This is a genomic window from Nocardia sp. NPDC057353 (assembly GCF_042667085.1).
Taxonomy (GTDB): domain Bacteria; phylum Actinomycetota; class Actinomycetes; order Mycobacteriales; family Mycobacteriaceae; genus Nocardia.
In genome coordinates this window covers 178,804-196,949 of record NZ_JBHVAK010000002.1, presented here as the reverse complement: position 1 = coordinate 196,949, position 18,146 = coordinate 178,804, and the positions used below count along the sequence as shown (strand labels likewise).

The 18,146-nt window shown below is 73.9% G+C and carries 15 protein-coding genes; 10 read left to right on the top strand and 5 right to left on the bottom strand.

Annotated elements, in window-relative coordinates:
* Nucleotide 1: 1 nt before the first annotated feature.
* Nucleotides 2-208 carry a hypothetical protein gene (locus tag ACFUUZ_RS01880; RefSeq protein ID WP_378691388.1) on the top strand — a complete coding sequence of 69 codons (207 nt, stop codon included), beginning with the start codon at nt 2-4 and terminating at the stop codon, nt 206-208.
* Here the strand turns inward: ACFUUZ_RS01880 and ACFUUZ_RS01875 are convergent.
* The 3 genes from ACFUUZ_RS01875 to kdpA are packed head-to-tail and all read right to left on the bottom strand — an operon-like array spanning nt 193 to nt 4,869.
* Nucleotides 193-1,059, bottom strand: a complete 867-nt coding sequence (locus tag ACFUUZ_RS01875; protein WP_378691385.1) for a potassium-transporting ATPase subunit C — start codon at nt 1,057-1,059, stop codon at nt 193-195. The genes ACFUUZ_RS01880 and ACFUUZ_RS01875 overlap by 16 nt on opposite strands.
* Nucleotide 1,060: 1 nt before the next feature.
* Nucleotides 1,061-3,199: a potassium-transporting ATPase subunit KdpB gene (gene kdpB / locus ACFUUZ_RS01870; protein WP_378691382.1), complete on the bottom strand. Its 2,139-nt coding sequence runs from the start codon at nt 3,197-3,199 to the stop codon at nt 1,061-1,063.
* On the bottom strand, nt 3,196-4,869 hold the full coding sequence (gene kdpA / locus ACFUUZ_RS01865; RefSeq protein ID WP_378691379.1) for a potassium-transporting ATPase subunit KdpA: 1,674 nt from the start codon (nt 4,867-4,869) through the stop codon (nt 3,196-3,198). Before kdpA ends, kdpB begins: the two co-directional genes overlap by 4 nt.
* A gap of 545 nt (nt 4,870-5,414) precedes the next feature.
* Between kdpA and ACFUUZ_RS01860 the strand changes: the two genes are divergently transcribed.
* The 8 genes from ACFUUZ_RS01860 (at nt 5,415) to ACFUUZ_RS01825 (ending at nt 12,506) form a co-directional block, all read left to right on the top strand.
* On the top strand, nt 5,415-7,910 hold the full coding sequence (locus ACFUUZ_RS01860) for an ATP-binding protein (RefSeq protein WP_378691515.1): 2,496 nt from the start codon (nt 5,415-5,417) through the stop codon (nt 7,908-7,910).
* The gene (locus tag ACFUUZ_RS01855; RefSeq protein WP_378691376.1) at nt 7,907-8,605 is read left to right on the top strand and encodes a response regulator; all 699 of its coding nucleotides are present in this window, start codon (nt 7,907-7,909) and stop codon (nt 8,603-8,605) included. Before ACFUUZ_RS01860 ends, ACFUUZ_RS01855 begins: the two co-directional genes overlap by 4 nt.
* 68 nt (nt 8,606-8,673) lie before the next feature.
* On the top strand, nt 8,674-9,099 hold the full coding sequence (locus tag ACFUUZ_RS01850) for an OsmC family protein (RefSeq protein ID WP_378691373.1): 426 nt from the start codon (nt 8,674-8,676) through the stop codon (nt 9,097-9,099).
* Complete coding sequence (locus tag ACFUUZ_RS01845; protein ID WP_378691370.1) at nt 9,099-9,377, top strand: acylphosphatase; 279 nt, start codon at nt 9,099-9,101, stop codon at nt 9,375-9,377. The genes ACFUUZ_RS01850 and ACFUUZ_RS01845 overlap by 1 nt, the downstream gene beginning before the upstream one ends.
* A gap of 472 nt (nt 9,378-9,849) precedes the next feature.
* Nucleotides 9,850-10,323 carry a hypothetical protein gene (locus ACFUUZ_RS01840; RefSeq protein WP_378691368.1) on the top strand — a complete coding sequence of 158 codons (474 nt, stop codon included), beginning with the start codon at nt 9,850-9,852 and terminating at the stop codon, nt 10,321-10,323.
* A 2-nt stretch (nt 10,324-10,325) separates the two neighbouring features.
* On the top strand, nt 10,326-11,495 hold the full coding sequence (locus ACFUUZ_RS01835) for a glutathionylspermidine synthase family protein (RefSeq protein WP_378691365.1): 1,170 nt from the start codon (nt 10,326-10,328) through the stop codon (nt 11,493-11,495).
* Between the two features lie 25 nt (nt 11,496-11,520).
* Nucleotides 11,521-11,973 carry a DUF350 domain-containing protein gene (locus ACFUUZ_RS01830; protein ID WP_378691362.1) on the top strand — a complete coding sequence of 151 codons (453 nt, stop codon included), beginning with the start codon at nt 11,521-11,523 and terminating at the stop codon, nt 11,971-11,973.
* Nucleotides 11,974-12,068: 95 nt separating this feature from the next.
* Nucleotides 12,069-12,506: a DUF1707 domain-containing protein gene (locus tag ACFUUZ_RS01825; RefSeq protein WP_378691359.1), complete on the top strand. Its 438-nt coding sequence runs from the start codon at nt 12,069-12,071 to the stop codon at nt 12,504-12,506.
* A 7-nt stretch (nt 12,507-12,513) separates the two neighbouring features.
* Here the strand turns inward: ACFUUZ_RS01825 and ACFUUZ_RS01820 are convergent, their stop codons facing one another.
* Nucleotides 12,514-13,731: a hypothetical protein gene (locus ACFUUZ_RS01820; protein WP_378691356.1), complete on the bottom strand. Its 1,218-nt coding sequence runs from the start codon at nt 13,729-13,731 to the stop codon at nt 12,514-12,516.
* Nucleotides 13,732-13,983: 252 nt separating this feature from the next.
* On the opposite strand from ACFUUZ_RS01820, the gene smc reads away from it, so the two are divergent.
* Nucleotides 13,984-17,601, top strand: coding sequence for a chromosome segregation protein SMC (gene smc, locus ACFUUZ_RS01815; RefSeq protein WP_378691354.1), 3,618 nt, complete (start codon nt 13,984-13,986; stop codon nt 17,599-17,601).
* A 61-nt stretch (nt 17,602-17,662) separates the two neighbouring features.
* Here smc and ACFUUZ_RS01810 read toward each other — a convergent pair whose 3' ends face one another.
* A complete protein-coding gene (locus ACFUUZ_RS01810; protein ID WP_378691352.1) occupies nt 17,663-18,052 on the bottom strand; it encodes a DUF2237 family protein in 390 nt (129 codons plus the stop codon).
* Nucleotides 18,053-18,146 lie beyond the last annotated feature (94 nt).

Here is an 18,146-nt window from a genome sequence, read left to right as displayed (position 1 = left end):
GATGACCGAACCCCCGAGAGGCGCGACCATGCAGACCTCGCTGGACACCAGGGACCTGTGGAGCTCGCGGCACAGCGACTGCGCCGCCGAGCCCGCCACCCCGCTCGACCCGGAGCTGGCCCGCTTCATCTGCGGCATGCACGCGGGCCACGGACCGGAGTGCCGCCAGTACCTGGCCGCCGCCGCATTCTGCTACGGCGCCGGGTAGCGCCGGTCCAGCGCGAGATTCAGCTCGAGCACGCGCACCGTCGGCCGGCCGAGGAAGCCGAGGGCGCGGCCGTCGGTGTGCGCGTCGACGAGCTCGCGCACCTCGGCCTCCGGCACCCCGCGGGCCGCGGCCACCCGGCGCGACTGCAGCGCGGCGTACTCCGGCGAGATGTGCGGGTCGAGCCCGCTGCCGCTCGCGGTGACCGCGTCGGCGGGCACCGCCGGGGTGTCGCTCGCCGGGCCGCGCACCGGGACCAGCCTGGCCGCGGACCAGTCCTCCCGGTCCCCGGCGCATTCCACGGCGACGCCGCGGTAGGCGTCGAGGAAGGGGCGGGTCGGGCACGGCTGGTTCACGCTCACCACCCGCACCGGGGCGGCGACGGTGCCGTCGGCGGCGCGCGGGCCGAAGACGGCGAGCACCGCCCCGACGCCGTCGGGGGTGCAGAACGGGCGGGAGCCGTCCACGCCCTCGCGCGCGCCGATCTCCCTGCTGCGCGTGCAGACCTGGGTGAGCAGGCTCGGCGTGGCGGCCGTGTCCACGATGTCCTCGGGGCCGCGGTTGCTCGCGCCGCTGGCCAGCGTGTCGTAGCCGTCGCCCGCGGCGGACGGGCGGCTCTGGAAGTACGCGGGCAGCGCGGAGCCGTCGGCGGCGGTGAAGGACTGGCCGAGCAGCCGGGAGCCGACCGCGGTGCCGTCGACCGTGATCACCGACCCGTCGGCGCGCTGGTTCAGCCCGGGCAGCTGCCCGATCGCGGTCACCGCGAGCGGGTAGGCGATGCCGGTGACGACGGTGAGCGCGGCGAGCGCGCGCGCCGCGGCCAGGTGCTGCCGGAGCCAGGTGGTCGTACGCATGTCAGGACATCCCGGGGAGAAGGTGGACGAACAGGTCGATGAGCTTGATCCCGAGGAACGGGACCACGATGCCGCCGAGGCCGTAGATCGCGAGGTTGCGGCCGAGCAGCCCGGCGGCGTCGCCTGCCCGGTACCGCACTCCGCGCAGCGCCAGCGGGATGAGCGCGACGATCACCACCGCGTTGAAGATCACCGCGGAGAGGATCGCCGACTGCGGGCTCGCCAGCCGCATGACGTTCAGCGCGGCCAGGCCGGGGAAGAGCGGCACGAACAGCGCCGGGATGATCGCGAAGTACTTGGCGATGTCGTTGGCGATGGAGAAGGTGGTGAGCGCGCCGCGGGTGATCAGCAGCTGCTTGCCGATCGCCACGATCTCGATCAGCTTGGTCGGGTCGGAGTCGAGGTCGACCATGTTGCCCGCCTCCTTCGCCGCCGAGGTGCCGGTGTTCATGGCGACCCCGACGTCGGCCTGGGCCAGCGCGGGGGCGTCGTTGGTGCCGTCGCCGGTCATGGCGACCAGCTTCCCGCCCTCCTGCTCGGCGCGGATGAGCGCGAGCTTGTCCTCCGGGGTGGCCTCGGCGAGGAAGTCGTCCACCCCGGCCTGCGCGGCGATGGCGGCGGCGGTGGCCGGGTTGTCACCGGTGATCATCACCGTGCGGATGCCCATCCGGCGCATCTCGTCGAAGCGCTCGCGCATGCCGTCCTTGACCACGTCGACCAGCGCGAGCACGCCGAGCACCCGCGCGGTGCCGTCGCGCACCTCGCCGACGACCAGCGGGGTGCCGCCCGCGCCGGAGATCGACTCGACCCGCGCGCCGATCTCGTCCGGCACCGAACCGCCCTCGGCGCGAACCCACTCCACCACCGCGGCGGCGGCGCCCTTGCGCAGCCGGTGGCCGTCGGCGAGGTCGACGCCGGACATCCTGGTCTGCGCGGTGAAGGGCACCCAGGTGGCGCCGGTCAGCTCGCCGGTCGCGCGCTCGGGGCGGCCGTGCACCTGCCTGGCGTGCACGACGATCGAGCGGCCCTCGGGGGTCTCGTCGGCGAGGCTGGCGAGCTGGGCCGCGTCGGCCAGCTCGTCCGCGGTGACGCCGGGGGCGGGCAGGAACTCCGCGGCCTGCCGGTTGCCGAGCGTGATGGTGCCGGTCTTGTCCAGCAGCAGCGTGTTCACGTCGCCCGCCGCCTCCACCGCGCGGCCGGACATGGCCAGCACATTGCGCTGCACCAGCCGGTCCATCCCGGCGATGCCGATGGCCGAGAGCAGCGCGCCGATGGTCGTCGGGATCAAACACACCAGCAGCGCCACCAGCACGATGCCGGAGATGCCGTCGGCGCTGAGCGCGAGGGTGTCGGCGACCCCGGTGTCGTTGCCGCGGGCGTAGATCGCCATGGGCTGCAGCGTGACCACCGCGCAGAGGAAGACCACGGTGAGCGCGGCGAGCAGGATGTTCAGCGCGATCTCGTTCGGCGTCCGCTGCCGCTTCGCCCCCTCGACCAGGGCGATCATGGTGTCGATGAAGCCGGCGCCCGGCTCCTGGGTGATCCGCACGACGATCCGGTCCGAGAGCACCGTCGTGCCGCCGGTGACGGCCGAGCGGTCGCCGCCGGATTCCCGGATCACCGGCGCGGATTCGCCGGTGATGGCCGATTCGTCGACCGAGGCGATGCCGTCGACCACGTCGCCGTCGGCGGGCACCACCTCGCCCGCCTCGACCACGACCCGGTCGCCGCGGCGCAGCTCGGGGGCGGGTACCGGCTCTTCGGCATCGTCCGCGGTGAGCCTGCGGGCGACGGTGTCGGTGCGGGCTCTCCGGAGCGAGTCCGCCTGTGCGCGGCCCCGGCCCTCGGCGACCGCCTCGGCCAGGTTGGCGAAGAGCACGGTGAGCCAGAGCCAGGCGACGACGGCCCACGCGAAGAAGCTCGGGTCGGCGACCGCGAGCACCGTCGACCAGGCCGCGCCGATCTCGACGATGAGCATGACCGGGTTGCGCCAGAGCGTGCGCGGGTCCAGTTTGCGCAGCGCCTGCGGCAGGCAGGTGAGCAGCATGGCCGGGTCGAGCACGCCCGCGCGCACGGCGGCGGGGCGGCGGGGCGCGGGCGCTGCGGCGGCCGGGGCGGGGGAGGAGAGCGTGGAGGTCATGAACCGATTCCTTCGGCGAGCGGGCCGAGCGCGAGGGCGGGCAGGAAGGTGAGCGCGACCAGGACGACGGTCACGCCCGCGACCAGCCCGACGAACTGGGGGCGGTGCGTGGGCAGCGTGCCCGCCGACTCCGGGGTCCTGCCCTGCGCGGCGAGCGACCCCGCCAGCGCGAGCACCAGCACGATCGGCAGGAACCGGCCGAGCAGCATGGCAAGGCCGAGCGCGGTGTTGAACCACTCGGTGTTGCCGGAGAGCCCGCCGAAGGCCGAGCCGTTGTTGGCGGCGGCCGAGGTGAAGGCGTAGAGCACCTCGGAGAGGCCGTGCGGGCCGTCGGCGAGCATGCTCGCCCGCTGGCCGGGCATGGCCACCGCGAGCGCGGTGCCGATCAGGATCACCAGCGGCGTCACCAGGATGTAGGTCGCGGCCAGCTTGATCTCCCGCGGGGTGATCTTCTTGCCCAGGTACTCCGGGGTGCGGCCGACCATGAGCCCGGCGACGAACACGGTGATCACCGCGAGCACGAGGATGCCGTACAGCCCGGAGCCGACGCCGCCCGGCGCCACCTCGCCGAGCTGCATGTGGATCATCGTCATCATGCCGCCGAGGCTGGTGTAGGAATCGTGGAACGAGTTCACCGCGCCGGTCGAGGTGAGCGTGGTGTTCGCCGCGAAGACCGCGGAGTCCACGACGCCGAAGCGCTGCTCGACGCCCTCGGTGGCGGCGCCGACCGCGGTCGGCACGGTGCCGTCGGCGCGCACCTGGAAGAGCACGGTGAGCGCGATGCCGGTGAGTGCCAGCCCGGCCTGCACCGCGAGGATGGCGTACCCCTGCTTCGGGCTGCCGACCATCCGGCCGAAGGTGCGCGGCAGCGAGCAGGCGATGACCAGCAGCAGGAAGATCTCCACCCAGTTGGTCCAGGCGGAGGGGTTCTCGAACGGGTGCGCGGAGTTGGCGTTGAAGAAGCCGCCGCCATTGGTGCCGAGCTCCTTGACCGCCTCCTGGCTCGCCACCGGCCCGCCCGGGATCGGCTGCGCTGCACCGGCCACCGTCTGCGCGACCTGGTCGTGCAGCTGGAAGTTCTGCACGACGCCGCCGACCAGCAGCACCACCGCGCCGACGAAGGCCAGCGGCAGCAGGATGCGCACGGTGCCGCGCACCAGGTCGACCCAGAAGTTGCCGAGCTCGCCGCTGCGGGTGCGGGCGAAGCCGCGCACCAGCGCGACCGCGACCGCCATGCCGACCGCCGCGGAGACGAAGTTCTGCACCGCGAGCCCGGCCATCTGCACCAGGTGCCCCTGGGTGCTCTCGCCCGCGTAGTTCTGCCAGTTCGTGTTGGTCACGAAGCTGACCGCGGTGTTCCAGGCCAGCGCCGGGGTCAGCTCGGTGCCGGGGTCGGCCAGGTGCAGCGGCAGCACCCGCTGCACCAGCTGGAAGGCGAAGAGCGCCAGCACGCTCACCGCGGAGAAGGCGAGCACGCTGCGGGCGTACACCGGCCAGCTCTGCTCCACATCGGGGCGCACCCCGATCACCCGGTAGACGAGCCGCTCCGCGCGGGAGTGGGTCGTCCCGGAGTAGACGCGGTACATGTGGTCGCCGAGCGGCACGTGCACCAGCGCGAGCGCCGCCACCAGCGAGCCGACCACCAGCACCGCCTGGGTCGTGTCGTTCACCTAGAACCTCTCGGGGAAGAGCAGGGCGGCCAGCGCGAGCAGCGCGATCGGCACCGCGAGCACCAGCCCGGCGATATTCGCGATCACAGCCGCTCCACCCCGCGCTGGACCAGGCCCAACAGGGCGAACACGGCCACGGTGAGCACCGTGAACACGACGACGGACATCGGGTCGAACCTCCTCGAGCTGCTCCGCGGTGGAGCACGCCCGATCGAGTGAACGACGGCGGCGGCGCCTTTCCGCCGGTCCTTACGGCTTCTTGGCGGGGCTGCGCCTCGCCTTGACGGTTTGTTGACGCCCACCGCCCGCAGTCGGCGCCGCGGGGCGTGAACACCGCTGCGGGGCACCGCGATACGGAAGCGTCAGGAAAGGCGGCGGCGGCGTCAACGAACCGTAAAGAAGCCCGCCCGCGGCGGCGGAGGCGGGCAGAGTGATCGGGAATCCGGAGGAATGATGTCGAAGGTGGTGGTGACCGCGATGGCCGGTTTCCCGAGCGGCGTGATCGCGACCGACGCGGTGGCGTGGTGGCGGCACCACCGCGGGCGGTGACCCGCGGCGAGCTGCGGATTCACCTGGGCGCGGCGCCCGGCGTCGGCAAGACCTACGCCATGCTCGCCGAGGCGCACCGCCGGTTGGCGGCCGGCCGCGACGTCGTCGCCGCGGTCGTCGAGACGCACGGCCGGGCGCAGACCGCCGCGCTGCTGGAAGGGATCGAGCGGATCCCGCCCCGGCGGGTGCCGTACCGCGGCACCGTGCTGGACGAGCTCGATGTCGACGCGGTGCTGCGCCGCGCGCCCGGCGTCGCGCTGGTGGACGAGCTCGCGCACACCAACGCGCCGGGCAGCCGCAACCGCAAGCGCTGGCAGGACGTGAACGAGCTGCTCGACGCCGGGATCGACGTGGTCGCCACGGTCAACGTGCAGCACCTGGAGAGCCTGAACGACGTGGTCGAGCAGATCACCGGGGTCGAGCAGCGCGAGACCGTGCCGGACGCGGTGGTGCGCGGCGCGGACCAGGTCGAGCTGGTCGACATCACCCCGGAGGCGCTGCGCCGCAGGCTCGCGGACGGCGATGTCTACGCCGCCGACCGGGCCGACGCCGCGCTGCGCAACTACTTCCGCGCGGGCAACCTCACCGCGCTGCGCGAGCTGGCGCTGCTCTGGCTGGCCGACCAGGTGGACGCCGCGCTCGCCAAGTACCGCGCCGAGCACCGGATCACCGCGACCTGGGAGGCGCGCGAGCGGGTGGTGGTCGCGGTCACCGGCGGCCCGGAGTCGGAGACCATCGTGCGCCGCGCGGCCAGGATCGCAGGCCGGGCAGGCGCCGAGCTGGCGGTGGTGCACGTGGTGCGCGGCGACGGCCTGGCCGGGGTCTCCACCGCGCGGCTGGCCCGGCTGCGCGAGCTGGCGGGCGGGCTGGCGGCCTCGCTGCACACCGTCACCGGCGAGGACGTCCCGGCCGCGCTGCTCGGCTTCGCGCGCGAGGTCAACGCCACCCAGGTGGTGCTCGGCACCTCGCGCCGCTCGCGCTGGGCGCGGCTGCTCGACGAGGGGATCGGCGCCGCGGTGGTCAGGCAGTCGGGCAAGATCGACATTCACATGGTGACCCACTCCGAGACCCACCGCCCGCTGCGCCGCGCGGTGCTGCGGCCGCGGCGCCCGGCCGCCGCGTGGCCCGCGGCGGTGCTGGTGCCGCTGCTGGTCTGCGCGCTCTGCGCCTGGCTGCTGGACGGTGTGCTCGACCTGCCCGGGCTCTCCTCGGTCTTCGTGGTCGGGGTGGTCGCCGTCTCGCTCTTCGGCGGGGTGCTGCCCGCGACGCTCTCGGCGCTGCTCTCCGGGCTGCTGCTGAACTGGTTCTTCGCCACCCCCCGCTACAGCCTCTCGGTCGCCGAGCCGGACAACTTCGTCGCGGTGGTGGTGCTGCTGGTGGTCGCGCTCGCGGTGGCCGCGCTGGTCGACCTCTCCGCGGCGCGGGCCGAGCAGGCGCGCCGGGCCTCGCGCCAGGCCGAGCTGCTCACCCAGTTCGCGGGCGCGGTGCTGCACGGCGCCGACCTGCCCCGGCTGCTGGAGCAGCTCCGGGAGACCTACGCTCAGCGCTGGGTCGCCGTGCTGGACAGCGACGCCGTCGTCGCCGCGGTCGGGGCCGAGCCGCCCGCGCGGCCGAGCGAGGCCGACACCGTGGTCGGGGCCGGGGACGGGCAGTTGGTGCTCGCGCTCGCAGGCAGGCCGCTGGCCGCCGCCGACCGGCCGGTGCTCGCCGCCGTCGCCAACCAGGCGGCCGGGCTGGTGCGCCAGGCCGGACTCACCGAGGAGGCCGCCGCCGCGGTCGCGCTGCGCGAGACCGACCGGCTGCGCCGCGCGCTGCTCTCCGCCGTCGGGCACGACCTGCGCACCCCGCTGGCGGGCGCCAAGGTCGCCGTCTCCAGCCTGCGCAGCGAGGACGTCGAGTTCTCGCCGGAGGACACCGCCGAGCTGCTGGAGACGATCGAGGAGTCGGTGGACCAGCTCACCGCGCTGGTGGAGAACCTGCTCGACTCCTCGCGGCTCGCGGCGGGCGTGGTCGCGCCCCGGGTCGCCACGGTCTACCTGGACGAGGCGGTGCACCGCGCCCTCGTCGGCATCGGGATGGGCACCCGCGGGCTGCGCCGGGACTCCATGGCGCGGGTCGAGGTCGAGGTCGGCGAGGCCGCGGTGGCCGCCGACCCCGGGCTGCTGGAGCGGGTGCTGGCCAACCTGATCGACAACGCGCTGCGGCACGCCCCGCGCGGCACCCCGGTGCGGGTGACCGCCCAGCGCGGCGGTGCCGGGGTCACCATCGCGGTCGCCGACACCGGGCCGGGGCTGCCGCGCGGCGGTGCGGAGCACGCCTTCGAGCCGTTCCAGCGGCTCGGCGACCGGGACAACACCACCGGGGTCGGGCTCGGCCTCTCCGTGGTCCGCGGCTTCGTCGAGGCCATGGGCGGTACCGTGCACGCCGAGACCACGCCGGGCGGCGGGCTGACCATGCTCGTCGACCTGCCCGCAGCCCAGGAGCGCCCATGACCGATTCGGCCCCGGCGGCGACGACGGTGCTCGTGGTGGACGACGAGCCGCACATCGTGCGCGCGCTCCGGATCAACCTCTCGGTGCGCGGCTACGACGTGGTCACCGCCGCCACCGGCGCCGCCGCGCTGCGCGCCGCCGCCGACCGGCACCCGGACGTGGTGATCCTCGACCTCGGGCTGCCGGACATGGACGGCACCGAGGTGCTGGCCGGGCTGCGCGGCTGGACCGCCGCCCCGGTGATCGTGCTCTCCGCCCGCACCGACTCCGCGGACAAGGTGGAGGCGCTGGACGCGGGCGCCGACGACTACGTGACCAAGCCCTTCGGCATGGACGAGCTGCTGGCCCGGCTGCGCGCCGCGGTGCGCAGGGCGGGCGCCGACACCGGCGGCGAGCCGGTGGTGGTGACCGACTCCTTCACCGTCGACCTCGCCGCCAAGCGGGTGACCAGGCACGGCGAGCCGGTGCACCTCACCCCGACCGAGTGGGGCATGCTCGAGATGCTGGTGCGGCACCGCGGCAAGCTGGTCGGCCGCAAGGAGCTGCTGCGCGAGGTCTGGGGGCCCGCGTACGCCACCGAAACCCACTACCTGCGCGTGTATCTCGCGCAGCTGCGGCGCAAGCTGGAGGACGACCCGGCGCACCCCAGGCACCTGCTTACCGAGCCGGGCATGGGGTACCGGTTCCAGGAGTGAGCGGAATGCCGCCGCCCGGCGCGGTGTTGCCCGGCAGGTCCCACACCGCGAATGGCAGGATCGTGATCATGTCCGAGCAGAAAACCGCGGCGCTCCGGGTGGAGCGCACCGGCACCCGCGCCTACACCGGCCGCAACGACAGGGGCGCGCAGGTGCGCATCGCCTCCGCGGGCACCCCCGACACCTTCACCCCGGGGGAGCTGCTCAAGGTCGCGGTCGCGGCCTGCTCCGGGCTGGCCGCCGACTTCACGCTCTCCCGCAAGCTCGGCGACCACTTCGACGCCGCCGTGCGGGTCTCCGGCGACCCGGACCGGGAGAACGAGGTGTACCCCGAGATCGACGAGGTCTTCGAGCTCGACCTGAGCGAGCTCTCCGAGGTCGAGCGGGAGCGGCTGCTGGTCAGCGTGCAGCGCGCCGTGGACAAGGTGTGCACGGTCGGCCGCACCCTCAAGTCCGGGAGCAAGGTGACGCTCACCTTCGACGTGGAGCTGTAGTGGCCGCCGCCGAGCGGCTCTCCGCCTGGGTGCACGGGCAGGTGCAGGGCGTCGGATTCCGCTGGTGGACCCGGTCGCGCGCGCTGGAACTCGGGCTCACCGGGCACGCCACCAACACCGCGGACGGCCGGGTGCACGTGGTCGCCGAGGGGCCGCGGCAGGCAGCGGAGCGGTTGCTCGCCCTGCTCCGCTCGCCCGATACACCTGGCCGGGTGCGGCTGGTTGTGGAAAGCTGGGAGCCCGCGCGGGGCGATCTGTCCGGATTCGAGGAGCGGTAGCGGCGTGAGCACAGACGAACACCGTCCGGGGGACGATCGGAACGACGGCGGCAGGCCGCAGTGGGACGAGGGGACCGCCGCGTCCACCGGCCCGGTGTACGAGGAGGGCTCGGCGCCCAACGTGCCCGCGGCCGGCGCGGGATCCGGTTCGCCGACAGGCGCTCCCGGTTCGCGTCCGCCCGCGGAGGAGCCGGGTACCCGCTCCACGTCGGGCGCGGATCAGCCCGGTACGCAGCCGTTCCCGGCTGCGGGGCAACCCGGCACGCAGCCGTTCCCGGCGGCCGAGCAGCATGCCCCGCCCCCCTTTCCGTGGCCCGGTGCGGAGCCGCAGGCGGGCGGTTTCCAACCGCCTCCCGGCTCGTTGCCCGGCGCGGGCGCGCCACCTGCGGGAAGCACCCCGCCGGGAAGCGGTAAGCGCACGGGGCGCGTTCAGCAGCAGCGGGCGGGGGTCACGCAGCCGCGCCCGCCGACGGTGGCCGAGGCCCGCGCCAGGGACAAGTCGCGCAAGCAGGCCCGCGAGGCCGAGCGCGCCGCCGCCGAGGCCGCGGCGGCGAAGAAGCGCTCCCGCAACCGGGTGCTCATCGGCGGCGCCGCCGTCGTCGGGGTCGCCGCGCTGGTCGGCGGCGGCTACCTCGCCTACCTGGCGCTCACCGCACCGGACACGGTGACCGCGTCCTGCGTGCGCACCGACGAGAACGGCAACGAGATCGTCGTCGAGGACTCCTACTGCGGCACCGGCCGCCCCGGCTTCGTCGGCGACACCGCGAGCGTCGTCGTGCTGGCGGGCTGGCCGCAGTACCGGTACTACTACGGCGGCACCACCGCCATCGGCAGCAAGCCGACCGGCGGAACCACGGTGAAGCCGAAGAACACCGAGATCAAGACCAAGACCGGGACGACGGTGCAGCGCGGCGGGCTCGGCAGCAAGATCGGCGGAGGTTCCTAGCGGTGCGCAGGGTCCGCGTGGAACCGCGCCGGGGCTGGGAGCAGATCGTCGAGGGGCAGGGGCTGGTGTACGGCACCCCCGGCCGCGACGCGCAGGGGCAGCCGCGGCCCTACTGGGACGAGTCGGTCTACTACGAGTTCGACATGGCCGAGATCCTCGCCCTGGAGGCCGATGTCGAACTGCTGCACAGCATGTGCCTGAAGGCGGTCGAGCACGTCGTGCTGACCGAGCGCTACCGCGACTTCGGGTTGCCGGAGTGGAGCTGGCAGCCGATCGCGGAGTCGTGGCGCCGCGCCGACCCGCACGTCTACGGCCGCTTCGACCTGCGCTACGACGCCCGCCGCCCGGCCAAGCTGCTGGAGTACAACGCCGACACCCCGACCTCGCTGCTGGAGGCGGCGATCGTGCAGTGGCACTGGCTTACCGCGCTGTACCCCGGCTACGACCAGTGGAACTCGCTGCACGAGAAGCTGGTCGAGCGCTGGGGCGAGCTGCGCGCCGTGCTGCCCAGCGACCAGCTGCACTTCAGCTGGTCCGGCGCCGAGCCGACCGGCGAGGACGGCGTCACCACCGCCTACATCCAGGAGACCGCCGCCGAGGCCGGGTTCGACACCATCGGGCTGCCGATCGAGGAGGTCGGCGTCGATATCGACCTGGAGCGCTTCGTCGACCTCGCCGAGGACCCGATCCAGGCGATCTTCAAGCTCTACCCGTGGGAGTGGGTGCTCGACGACGACTTCGGCAAGCGGGTCGTCGCGAGCCTGCCGCAGACCATGTGGATCGAGCCGCTGTGGAAGACGCTGCTCAGCAACAAGGCGATCCTCGCGGTGCTCTGGGAGATGTACCCGGGACACCCGAACCTGCTGCCCGCCTACCTGGACCGGCCCAACGAACTCACCGAGTACATCCGCAAGCCCAAGCTCGGCCGCGAGGGCGCCAACATGACCATCGTCGGCGCCGGGATGGAGACCGCCACCGGCGGCATCTACGGCGAGGAGGGCTTCGTCTACCAGCTGCTCGACCCGCTGCCGCAGTTCGACGACATGCGGCCGGTACTCGGCGCCTGGATCGTCGGCGACAGCTCGGCCGGGCTCGGCATCCGCGAGACCGCGGGCCTGATCACCGACGACGGCTCCGCCTTCGTCCCGCACCGCATCCCCACCGACGACTGATCGTCAACCCCTCGGAAGGACCACGATGACCGCCGCTCTCGCCCTCGAATCGGGCTACTGGAGTTCGCTCGGCGAAGGGGTGGGCGCGATCCTGCTCTACGCCCTCGTCGGCCTGGTGCTCATGCTCGTCGGCTTCTACGCCATCGACCTCACCACCCCGGGGCACCTGCGCCAGCTGGTGCTCGAGGGCAAGCCGAACGCCATCGTCGTGACGGCGGCGGGCATGGTGAGCATGGCGTTCATCGTGGTGCTCGCCATCTTCGCGTCGTCCGGGAAGCTGCTGGAGGGGCTGATCGCCGCGCTGGTCTTCGGCCTGGTGGGGATCATCGCGCAGGTGGTCTCGGTGCGGGTGATCGAGAAGGCGCTCGGCATCGATATCGGGGAGGCGCTGCACGCCGAGGTCTACACCCCGGCGGTGCTCGTGGTCGCCGCCGCGCACTTCGCGCTCGGTCTCGTGGTGGCGTTCGCGATCCTCTGAGATCGCCTTGACATTCCACTGTGGAATAACCATGATGGTGCTATTCCGCAGTGGAGGGCGATGTCGCGTCTCCCTCCCGCCGAGAGGACTCGAGCATGGACATCGCACCCGGTACCCGCGCCTCCGACGCCGAACGGAACGTGGTGGTGCAGCTGCTCGGCAGGCACCTCGCGGACGGGCGGTTGGATCTCGGCGAGTACGACGAGCGGGTCGCCAGGGTGTACGCGACCAGGTCGCGCGAGGAGCTGGAGCCGGTCCTCGCCGACCTGCCGCAGCTCGCCGATCCCGGTGCCGCGCCCGCGAAGTCGCGGGCGAGCCGGCTGCGGCGGCAGCCGCTCTGGCTGCAGATCGAGTTCGCCACCTGGGCGGGCGTCGGGCTGCTCGTCCTGGTGATCTGGGCGGCGATCTCGCTCGGCGTCGGGGAGTTCACCTACTTCTGGCCGGTCTGGGTGATCGGGCCGTGGGGCGCGGTGCTCGCGTTCCGCGCGCTGACCGGGTTCGAGGGGCGGGCCTGCGTGTCCAGGGCCGCGTAGGGGCCGGTCACTCGTCGCGGCGGCGGCGCGGATTCGACAGGCGGGGCGGGGGCGGCTCCCGGTAGGTGCGATCCGTCGGGCCGTCGGCCGTCTCCCACCAGCTCTCCGGGTCGGGGCGCTGCTGCCTGCCCATCCCGCGCCGCCGGATCGGGCCGCTGTACTGCTGCCCCTGCGAGTCATCGTGCGACTGCGGGCGTTCCACCGGCCGCGGGCGATCCACCGGCCCCGGCGTCTCCCGTTGCTGCCGTCGCGCCCCCGGACGATCCGCCGCCGTCCGCCGCGCCCCTCGCTCGGCCGCTGCGCCGCCCCCGCGACCGTCGCGCGGACCGGTCCGCTCGGTCGCCGCCTCCGCCGAACCCGCGCCCCCATCGCCGGGTCGAGCCCGTCCGCGGCGCGGCGCGGCTTCGATGGCGTCGGCGGACCCGCCCCCGGACCCCCGTGTCCTGGTGGGCCTGCCGCCGGACCCCTGTGTCTCGGTGGGCCTGCCGCCGGACCCCTGTGTCTCGGTGGGTCTGCCCCCGGACCCCCGCCCTTCGGCCGATTTGCCGCCGGACCTCCGCGTCTCGCCCGAGTTGCGCGCAACTTCGCCCGCCGCCGTGCGCCGCTTCGCGCCCCCACCTCGCACCGGCCGGGCGAGCGGAGCGGTGATGATCGGCAGCGTCCGCGTGGTCCGCGTCGGATCCACCCCCCATTCGTGTCGCTCCCCGGGCACCCCGTGCCCGTGCAACCACGCCCCTGGATCGGCCTGCGCGACCGGGTCGAGCACCGCGGCCGCTTCGACGAGCAGGTCGAGCAGGTCGAGTTCGTCGGCGTCGGCATCGGGAAGGCAGGCGGCGGCGAGCACGCCGCGCACCGCGTGCGCGGATTCCGCCGGAAAACTCCAGACCCAGCCGGAGGGCGCGTCCTCGGGATCATCCGAATCCTTCGGCTCCTCGTCGTACCCCACGAACTCCAGCGCACCGTCGGGAGCGATCCTGGCCAGCACCCGCCAGCGCCCGTCCGCCATGGTGACCGTGCGCCGCGCCGCCCGCACGGCCCTGATCTCGAACCACCCGGCGACCAGCCCGCCCACCGCCGCCAGCCCGGCGAGCACCAGGTACTCCGGCACGTCCCCGAGCGTGGCGCTCCGGCTCACCTCGCACCCCCACAGGAACACCAGGCAGGCGACGATCAGCGCGCCGATCCGGAGCAACCGGAACGCGGTGCCGGACGACAGCGCAGCCACGGTGCGGAGCTCCTGACGGACGGGAAGCGGGAATCAGGTGGATCGTATGCGCGATCCATCCCCCGCGGCAGCCCCGCGAACACCGCTGTGACGTCGGCTAATGCCGAGCACACCGGCGCTGTGTGATGCCAGGGGCCCGGCACGCAGCGACACCGGGGAGCGGGGTCACCGGCGGCGGATACGATGGCAGGTCGCCGCGCCCCCTCGCTGTCGTCGGAGCAAACCCGCCACATCCACGGAAAGGTCCCGGCCGTGCACCTGAAGAGCTTGACGTTGAAGGGCTTCAAGTCCTTCGCGTCCGCGACGACGCTGCGCTTCGAGCCGGGCATCACCTGCGTGGTCGGCCCGAACGGCTCCGGCAAGTCGAACGTGGTGGACGCGCTGACCTGGGTGATGGGCGAGCAGGGCGCCAAGGCGCTGCGCGGCGGCAAGATGCAGGACGTGATCTTCGCGGGCACCGCGGGCCGGGCCGCGCTCGGCCGCGCCGAGGTCACCCTGACCATCGACAACTCCGACGGTGCGCTGCCGATCGACTACGCCGAGGTGTCGATCACCCGCCGGATGTTCCGGGACGGCGCGGGCGAGTACGAGATCAACGGCTCCTCCTGCAGGCTGATGGATGTCCAGGAGCTGCTCAGCGACTCCGGCATCGGCCGGGAGATGCACGTCATCGTCGGCCAGGGCCAGCTCGCCGCCATCCTGGAATCGCGCCCCGAGGACCGCCGCGCCTTCGTCGAGGAGGCCGCGGGCGTGCTCAAGCACCGCAAGCGCAAGGAGAAGGCGGTGCGCAAACTCGAGGCGATGCAGGCCAACCTGGCCCGCCTCACCGACCTCACCACCGAGCTGCGCAGGCAGCTGAAACCGCTCGGCAGGCAGGCCGAGGTGGCCCGCCGCGCCGCCACCGTGCAGGCCGACCTGCGCGACGCCAGGCTCCGGCTCGCCGCCGACGACCTGGTCACCCGGCGCGGCGAGCTGGCGGGCAGGCAGAGCAAGGAGGCCTACGCCCGCGAGCAGCAGATCACCGTGCAGGCCGAGCTGGACGCCGCGGGCGCCGCGCTGGCCGGGCAGGAGCACCAGCTCGCCGAGCTGACCCCGAGCTCGGAGGCCGCCGCGCAGACCTGGTTCCAGCTCTCCGCGCTGGCCGAGCGGGTCAACGCCACGATCCGGATCGCCCGCGACCGGGCCCGCCACCTGGACACCGCCACTCCGGCGGGCAGCGGCCGCGACCCGGACCAGCTGGAGGCCGAGGCCGACCGGGTGGCGGCCGAGGAGGCCGAGCTGCGCGAGACCGTCGAGATGACGGTGGAGACGCTGGAGGCCGCGCGCGACGCGCTGGCCGAGCGCGAGCAGGCCGCCAAGGCCGCCGAGCAGGCGCACCTCGCCGCCGTCCGCGCCATCGCCGACCGCCGCGAGGGGCTGGCCCGGCTCGCCGGGCAGGTCGAGACGCTGCGGCACAAGACCCAGTCCGCGGACGCCGAGATCACCAGGATCTCGGTCGCGATCACCGAGGCGGGCAGGCGCGCCGACACCGCGCGCGCCGAGTTCGACGACGTGCAGGGCGAGCTCGCCGAGCTGGACGCGGGCGAGGCCGGGCTGGACGCCCAGCACGAGCACGCCGTCGAGGCGCTGGAGCTGGCCGACCACCGCGTCGCCGAGCTGCGGCAGGAGGACCGGGACGCCACCAAGCGGGTGGCCTCGCTGAGCGCCAGGATCGAGGCGCTCGGCATGAACCTCACCCGCAAGGACGGCACCGCCTGGCTGGCCGAGCACAGCCCCGCCGGGCTGCTCGGCCCGCTCTCCGGGGTGCTGCGGGTGCGGGCGGGGTTCGAGGCCGCGGTGGCCGCCGTGCTCGGCCCGCTCGCCGACGCCACCGCCGCGGAGTCCACCGCCGCCGCCTACGCCGCGCTGCACGCCATCAAGGCGGCCGACGGCGGCCGGGTCGGGCTGGTGTTCCACACCGGGGAGCTGGCGGCGACCGCCGTCGCCGAGCTGCTCGACGGCGCCACCGCGCTGGCCGAGGTGGTCGAGTACCCGGACGAGCTGGCCCCCGCGGTACTCGCGCTGACCGCCGCCGTCGCCGTCGTCGACGACCTCGCCGCCGCGGCCGCGCTCCTCGCCGCCCGCCCCGAGCTGCGGATCGTCACCAGGGACGGCGACCTGGCAGGCACCGGCTGGGTGCTCGGCGGCTCCGAGCGGGCGCCGAGCAGGCTGGAGATCCAGGCCGAGATCGACGCCGCCGCCACCGAGCTCACCGCCGCCCAGCGCCGCGCCGCCGAGCTGGAGGCCGCGCTGGCGGGCGCGCTGGACGAGCAGACCGACCGCAGGCAGGCCGTCGACCACACCCTGCTCGCGCTGCACGAATCGGACCAGGCGCTGGTCGCGGTGTACGAACGGCTGGCCAGGCTGGGCGAGACCACCCGCACCGCGGAGAAGGAGAGCGCCCGCCTCTACGACCAGCGCACCGCCGCCGAGACCGGCCGGGAGCAGAGCCTGGCGACCCTCGCCGAGCTGGAGGACCGGCTGCGCAACGCCGAACTCGAGCAGGCCAGGATCGACGCCGACGGCTACGGCGCGGCGGGCACCGAGGCCGCGGGCCGGGAGCGTGAGGAGGCCGCCGCCGCGCTGGCCGAGGCCAGGACCATGGAGGTGGAGGCGCGGCTGGCCGTGCGCACCGCCGAGGAGCGCGCGCAGTCGGTGCACGGCAAGGCCGACTCGCTGCGCCGCGCCGCGCGGGCCGAGCGCGAGGCGCGGGCCAGGGCCGAGCGCGCGCAGGCCGCCCGGCGCAAGGCCGCCGCGGTCGCCGCCGCCGTCGCGGAGTCCGGCGCGCAGGTCGCGGGCGAGCTGGAGCAGGTGGTGGCGCGGGCCGCCGCGCGCCGCGACGAGCTGGTCCGCCGCCGCACCGAGGTGGCCGCCGAGGTGGAGCGGGTCAGGGAGCGGGTGCGGGTGCTCACCGCGCAGCTCACCCAGCTCACCGACGCCGTGCACCGGGACGAGGTCGCCAAGGCCGAGGCCGCGCTGCGGATCGAGCAGGTCGAGGCGACCATCGCCGAGCAGTTCGGGATCGCGCTGGACGACCTGGTCGCCGAGTACGGCCCCGACGTCCCGCTGCCCCCCTCCGAGCTGGAGCTGCACGAGTACGAGCAGGCGAAGGAGCGCGGCGAGGCCGTGACCCCGCCGCAGCCCATGCCCTACGACCGTGCCTCCCAGGAGCGCAGGGCGCGCCGCGCCGAGAAGGACCTCACCACGCTCGGCAAGGTGAACCCGCTCGCGCTGGAGGAGTTCGCCGCGCTGGAGGAGCGCTACAACTTCCTCGCCACCCAGCTGGAGGACGTGAAGAACGCCAGGCAGGACCTGCTCGACGTGGTCGCCGAGGTGGACGCGCGCATCCTGCAGGTCTTCACCGAGGCCTACGCCGACGTGGAGCGCGAGTTCGTCGGCGTCTTCGCCCGGCTCTTCCCCGGCGGCGAGGGGCGGCTGGTGCTCACCGACCCGTCGAACATGCTCACCACCGGCATCGAGGTGGAGGCGCGGCCGCCGGGCAAGAAGGTCAAGCGGCTCTCGCTGCTCTCCGGCGGTGAGAAGTCGCTGACCGCGGTGGCGCTGCTGGTGGCGATCTTCCGGGCGCGGCCGTCCCCGTTCTACGTCATGGACGAGGTCGAGGCGGCGCTCGACGACACCAACCTGCGCCGCCTCATCGGCCTCTTCGAGCAGCTGCGGGAGAAGAGCCAGCTGATCGTCATCACGCACCAGAAGCCGACCATGGAGATCGCCGACGCGCTCTACGGCGTCAGCATGCGCGGGGACGGCATCACCCAGGTGATCTCGCAGCGGCTGCGTGGGGAGAACCTGGCCCCGGCCGCCTCGGGGTAGGGGAGGCCCGCCGCTCGGAACGGTGACCGGTTACGTCGTTCCGAGGCGGACCGGTCGCGAACTAGAGCAGGTCGCTGACGTCGTCCGGGACGTCGACGGCGTACTTCCGCAGGATCTCCATGGAGATCACCTCGAGCGCGTTTTCGTGCGTGGCGGCCAGGATCACCGGCGCGGCCACGCCGTCCTCGTGCGCGTGCAGCCAGCGCACCGCGACGACGCACCAGCGGTCGCCCGGCTGCAGGCCGGGGAAGTTGTTCTCCGGGCGCGGGGTGCTGAGGTCGTTGCCGATGGAGGCCTGGTGTTCCAGGAACTCCGCGGTCGCGACGGTGCACACGGTGTGGCTGCCGAGATCCTCCGGGCCGGTGCTGCAGCAGCCGTCGCGGTAGAAGCCGGTGAGCGGATCGGCGCCGCACTCTTCCAGCGGCCCCCCAAGCACGTTTCGATCGGTCACGCCGCCGATCCTATTGGCCTCCGCCGAGAAGTTCCGCAGGACAAGAAATCTCGATGGCCGGTGTTTCGCCGCGCGGGCACCCTGACCAGCAGCT

Coding starts and splice junctions, on each gene's coding strand:
- ACFUUZ_RS01825 (WP_378691359.1), top strand. CDS start 12,069: ATGGACATCGCACCCGGTACCCGCGCCTCCGACGCCGAACGGAACGTG.
- kdpB (WP_378691382.1), bottom strand. CDS start 3,199: ATGACCTCCACGCTCTCCTCCCCCGCCCCGGCCGCCGCAGCGCCCGCG.
- ACFUUZ_RS01850 (WP_378691373.1), top strand. CDS start 8,674: ATGTCCGAGCAGAAAACCGCGGCGCTCCGGGTGGAGCGCACCGGCACC.
- ACFUUZ_RS01830 (WP_378691362.1), top strand. CDS start 11,521: ATGACCGCCGCTCTCGCCCTCGAATCGGGCTACTGGAGTTCGCTCGGC.
- ACFUUZ_RS01855 (WP_378691376.1), top strand. CDS start 7,907: ATGACCGATTCGGCCCCGGCGGCGACGACGGTGCTCGTGGTGGACGAC.
- ACFUUZ_RS01880 (WP_378691388.1), top strand. CDS start 2: ATGACCGAACCCCCGAGAGGCGCGACCATGCAGACCTCGCTGGACACC.
- ACFUUZ_RS01875 (WP_378691385.1), bottom strand. CDS start 1,059: ATGCGTACGACCACCTGGCTCCGGCAGCACCTGGCCGCGGCGCGCGCG.